We start from the raw sequence: 2,972 nt of genomic DNA, 5'->3' as shown, positions 1-2,972 counted from the left end.
AAATAAATGTTTTAACAAAGCATCGAATGCAATTTGATGCGTCTTTTCACATTAGTTAAGTGAATAAGGGCGCACGGTGGATGCCTTGGCACTAGGAGCCGATGAAGGACGGGACTAACACCGATATGCCTCGGTCAGCCGTAAGTAGGCTATGACCCGGGGATTTCCGAATGGGGGAACCCACCGCCCGTAATGGGGCGGTCTTCCTAGCTGAATACATAGGCTAGGAAAGGCACACCCGGGGAACTGAAACATCTCAGTACCCGGAGGAACAGAAAGCAAACGCGATTTCCTGAGTAGCGGCGAGCGAAACGGAACCAGCCCAAACCAGAACGCTTGCGTTCTGGGGTTGTAGGACACTCCATTGGAGTTACCAAGAGACAGGATAGAGGAATCGATCTGGAATGATCAGCCAAAGAAGGTAAGAGCCCTGTAGTCAAAATCCTGTTTCCTCCGGAGTGGATCCTGAGTACGGCGGAACACGAGAAATTCCGTCGGAATCCGGGAGGACCATCTCCCAAGGCTAAATACTCCCTAGTGACCGATAGTGAACCAGTACCGTGAGGGAAAGGTGAAAAGCACCCCGGAAGGGGAGTGAAATAGAACCTGAAACCGTGTGCCTACAAGTAGTCAGAGCCCGTTAATGGGTGATGGCGTACCTTTTGTAGAATGGACCGGCGAGTTACGATCCCATGCAAGGTTAAGTTGAAGAAACGGAGCCGCAGCGAAAGCGAGTCTGAATAGGGCGAAATAGTATGTGGTCGTAGACCCGAAACCGTGTGATCTACCCATGTCCAGGGTGAAGGCCAGGTAACACTGGCTGGAGGCCCGAACCCACGTACGTTGAAAAGTACGGGGATGAGGTGTGGGTAGGGGTGAAATGCCAATCGAACACGGAGATAGCTGGTTCTCTCCGAAATAGCTTTAGGGCTAGCCTCAAGGTAAGAGTCATGGAGGTAGAGCACTGATTGGACTAGGGGCCCTCATCGGGTTACCGAATTCAGTCAAACTCCGAATGCCATCGACTTATCCTTGGGAGTCAGACTATGAGTGATAAGGTCCATAGTCGAAAGGGAAACAGCCCAGACCGCCAGCTAAGGCCCCTAAGTGTACGTTAAGTGGAAAAGGATGTGGAGTTGCTTAGACAACCAGGATGTTGGCTTAGAAGCAGCCATCATTTAAAGAGTGCGTAATAGCTCACTGGTCGAGTGACTCTGCGCCGAAAATATACCGGGGCTAAACGTACCGCCGAAGCTGCGGATTGTCCTTCGGACAATGGTAGGAGAGCGTTCTAAGCGCTGTGAAGTCAGACCGTGAGGACTGGTGGAGCGCTTAGAAGTGAGAATGCCGGTATGAGTAGCGAAAGAAGAGTGAGAATCTCTTCCACCGTAAGTCTAAGGTTTCCTGAGGAAGGCTCGTCCGCTCAGGGTTAGTCGGGACCTAAGCCGAGGCCGAAAGGCGTAGGCGATGGATAACAGGTTGACATTCCTGTACCACCTCCTTTCCGTTTGAGTGACGGGGGGACGCAGTAGGATAAGGGAAGCGCGTCATTGGAAGAGCGCGCCCAAGCAGTGAGTGTGATGCATAGGCAAATCCGTGCATCAAACACAAGCTGTGATGGGGAGGGAACTATAGTACCGAAGTCCCCGATTTCACACTGCCAAGAAAAGCCTCTAGCGAGGAAAGTGGTGCCCGTACCGCAAACCGACACAGGTAGACGAGGAGAGTATCCTAAGGTGATCGGGAGAACTCTTGTTAAGGAACTCGGCAAAATGACCCCGTAACTTCGGGAGAAGGGGTGCTTCTTCCCAAGAAGAAGCCGCAGTGAAAAGGCCCAAACGACTGTTTAGCAAAAACACAGGTCTCTGCGAAACCGAAAGGTGAAGTATAGGGGCTGACACCTGCCCGGTGCTGGAAGGTTAAGAGGATGAGTTAGCCGCAAGGCGAAGCTCTGAATCGAAGCCCCAGTAAACGGCGGCCGTAACTATAACGGTCCTAAGGTAGCGAAATTCCTTGTCGGGTAAGTTCCGACCCGCACGAAAGGTGCAACGATTTGGGCACTGTCTCAACAAGAGACCCGGTGAAATTATACTATGCGTGAAGATGCGCATTACCCGCGACAGGACGGAAAGACCCCGTGGAGCTTTACTGTAGCCTGATATTGAATGTTGGTACAGTTTGTACAGGATAGGTGGGAGCCTTGGAAACCGGAGCGCCAGCTTCGGTGGAGGCATTGGTGGGATACCACCCTGACTGTACTGACATTCTAACCCAGGGCCGTGATCCGGCCCGGAGACAGTGTCAGGTGGGCAGTTTGACTGGGGCGGTCGCCTCCCAAAAGGTAACGGAGGCGCCCAAAGGTTCCCTCAGAATGGTTGGAAATCATTCGCAGAGTGCAAAGGCACAAGGGAGCTTGACTGCGAGACCTACAAGTCGAGCAGGGACGAAAGTCGGGCTTAGTGATCCGGCGGTTCCGCATGGAAGGGCCGTCGCTCAACGGATAAAAGCTACCCCGGGGATAACAGGCTTATCTCCCCCAAGAGTCCACATCGACGGGGAGGTTTGGCACCTCGATGTCGGCTCATCGCATCCTGGGGCTGTAGTCGGTCCCAAGGGTTGGGCTGTTCGCCCATTAAAGCGGTACGCGAGCTGGGTTCAGAACGTCGTGAGACAGTTCGGTCCCTATCCGTCGTGGGCGTTGGAAATTTGAGAGGAGCTGTCCTTAGTACGAGAGGACCGGGATGGACGCACCGCTGGTGCACCAGTTGTTCCACCAGGAGCACTGCTGGGTAGCTACGTGCGGAAGGGATAAGTGCTGAAAGCATCTAAGCATGAAGCCCACCTCAAGATGAGATTTCCCATCATTTTAAATGAGTAAGATCCCTTGTAGACGACAAGGTTGATAGGTCCGAGGTGGAAGCGTGGTGACACGTGCAGCTGACGGATACTAATAGATCGAGGACTTAACTAAA

Annotated in this window: 1 rRNA gene; it reads left to right on the top strand. The window is 52.9% G+C overall.

The annotated features are described in order from the left end of the window. Window positions 1-53 precede the first annotated feature (53 nt). A 23S ribosomal RNA gene (locus GLW08_RS21365) occupies window positions 54-2,971 on the top strand. Window position 2,972 lies beyond the last annotated feature (1 nt).

It is taken from the genome of Pontibacillus yanchengensis (assembly GCF_009856295.1).
GTDB classification, from domain to species: Bacteria; Bacillota; Bacilli; order Bacillales; family BH030062; genus Pontibacillus; species Pontibacillus yanchengensis_A.
The sequence above is the reverse complement of the archived record's forward strand: the minus strand, read 5'-3'. Positions and strand labels throughout refer to the sequence as shown.